The 1,833-nt window shown below is 67.8% G+C and carries 2 protein-coding genes and 1 pseudogene; 2 read left to right on the top strand and 1 reads right to left on the bottom strand.

The features are described from left to right. Window positions 1–167 (top strand): annotated as a pseudogene (locus EN738_RS36670) (carbohydrate kinase); the annotation flags it as partial. After that, window positions 164–1,015, top strand: coding sequence for a TIGR01459 family HAD-type hydrolase (locus tag EN738_RS34030; protein ID WP_127287341.1), 852 nt, complete (start codon window positions 164–166; stop codon window positions 1,013–1,015). The pseudogene EN738_RS36670 and the gene EN738_RS34030, both read left to right, overlap by 4 nt. 9 nt (window positions 1,016–1,024) lie before the next feature. On the opposite strand, the gene EN738_RS34025 is transcribed toward EN738_RS34030, so the two are convergent. Further along, window positions 1,025–1,833, bottom strand: an 809-nt coding sequence (locus EN738_RS34025; RefSeq protein ID WP_127287340.1) for a TOBE domain-containing protein, incomplete at its 5' end; no start/stop codon positions are given.

Raw genomic sequence — 1,833 nt, 5'->3', positions numbered from 1 at the left:
AACTGACCTCGGTGCGCAGCGTCGGCGGCGGCGCCGCCAATGCCGCCTGGACCGCGATCCGCCAGCGCAAGCTCGGCGTCGATTTCCTGGCCGCGCTGTCCGACGAAGCCGCCGCCGGCACGGCGCGGCTGGCGCTCAAGGGCGCAAGCGAAGCGGGGCTGCTGTGAGCGCGAAACAGGCCAGACATCTCGACGGGGTTGCCGCGCTGGCCGAGTGCTACAGCGTGTTCCTGCTAGACCAGTTCGGGGTGCTGCACGACGGACAGCAGCCCTATCCCGGCGCGGTGGAGACCCTGTCCGCGCTGAAGCGCGCCGGCAAGGCGGTGATCCTGATCTCGAATTCCGGCAAGCGGGCGGAGCCGAACGAGCGCCGCCTGCTGAAGCTCGGCTTCGAAGCTGGAAGCTGGGATCATTTCGTCTCCTCCGGCGAGGTGGCGTGGCGCGCCTTCCACGACATGGCGGCCACGGGCGCGCTCAAGCCCGGCACGAAATGCCTGCTGATCAGCCGCGACGATGACCGCTCGGCGATCGACGGGCTGCCGCTTGCTCTGACCGACACCGGCAGCGACGCCGAGCTGGTGCTGATTTCCGCCAGCGAAGGCGATCGCTACGACCTCGAGCACTATCGAACTCTGCTCGCTCCGGCTGCGGCGCGGCGGGTGCCGTGCTTCTGCACCAATCCCGACCGGATCATGCTGACGGCGGTCGGGCCGCGCTTCGGCGCCGGCGAACTCGCCGATCTCTACGAAAGCCTCGGCGGCAGCGTCACCCGCATCGGCAAGCCCTATCCGGCGATCTACGAGGCGGCGCTGGCGCTGGCCGGCAATCCAGATCGCGGCAGCGTGGTCTGTGTCGGCGACAGCATCGAGCACGACATCGCCGGCGGTGCCGGCGCGGGCATCGCAACCGCGCTGGTGCGGTCGGGGATATTGGCCGACGTCGACGACCTCAGCGCGCTTTTCGACCGCGAAGGCGCGTACCCCGACTATACGCTGGACGCGTTCCGCTGGCGCTGATCGGCCGGCTTACCCGATCCGGTTTCCATCTTTCGGATCGAACAGGTGCAGCGCCGCCGGATCGGCCGACAGCCGCACAATGTCGCCCGGCCTGACGTTGCTGCGCCCCATGACGAAGACGCAGACCTGCTGGTTGGCGAGCCTGACATAGAACTGCGTCGACAGGCCGAGCGGCTCGACCACTTCGACCTCCGCCTTGAGCGCGCCATCGTCGGCCAGCCGGATATGTTCCGGCCGCAACCCGATGGTGAGCGCATCGCCATCCTCCAGAGGCAGCCCGTCCGGCAGCCTGAGCTTCTGGCCGTCGGCGAGCACGGCATCGACCTTGCCGGCCTTGGCGACCTTCGCCGGCAAGAAATTCATGCCGGGCGAGCCGATGAAGCCGGCAACGAAAGTGTTGACCGGCCGGTCGTAGAGTTCGAGCGGATGGCCGACCTGCTGCACGTAGCCGTCATGCATGACGACGATGCGGTCGGCCATGGTCATCGCCTCGACCTGGTCGTGCGTCACATAGACCGAGGTGGTCCTGAGCTGCTGGTGCAGCGCCTTGATCTCGGCGCGCATATGGACGCGCAGCTTGGCGTCGAGATTGCTGAGCGGCTCGTCGAACAGGAAGACTTTCGGATCGCGCACGATGGCGCGGCCCATGGCAACGCGCTGGCGCTGGCCGCCGGAGAGCTGGCGCGGCAGGCGGCCGAGGAAACTGTCGAGGCCGAGGCGTTTGGCGGCAGCGCCAACCCTGCCATCGATGGTCGTCTTCTCGGCCTTCTTCAACAACAGGCTGAAGCCCATGTTCGACGACACGTCCATATGCGGGT

The organism is Mesorhizobium sp. M4B.F.Ca.ET.017.02.2.1 (assembly GCF_003998955.1).
GTDB classification, from domain to species: Bacteria; Pseudomonadota; Alphaproteobacteria; order Rhizobiales; family Rhizobiaceae; genus Mesorhizobium; species Mesorhizobium abyssinicae.
The sequence above is the reverse complement of the archived record's forward strand: the minus strand, read 5'-3'. Positions and strand labels throughout refer to the sequence as shown.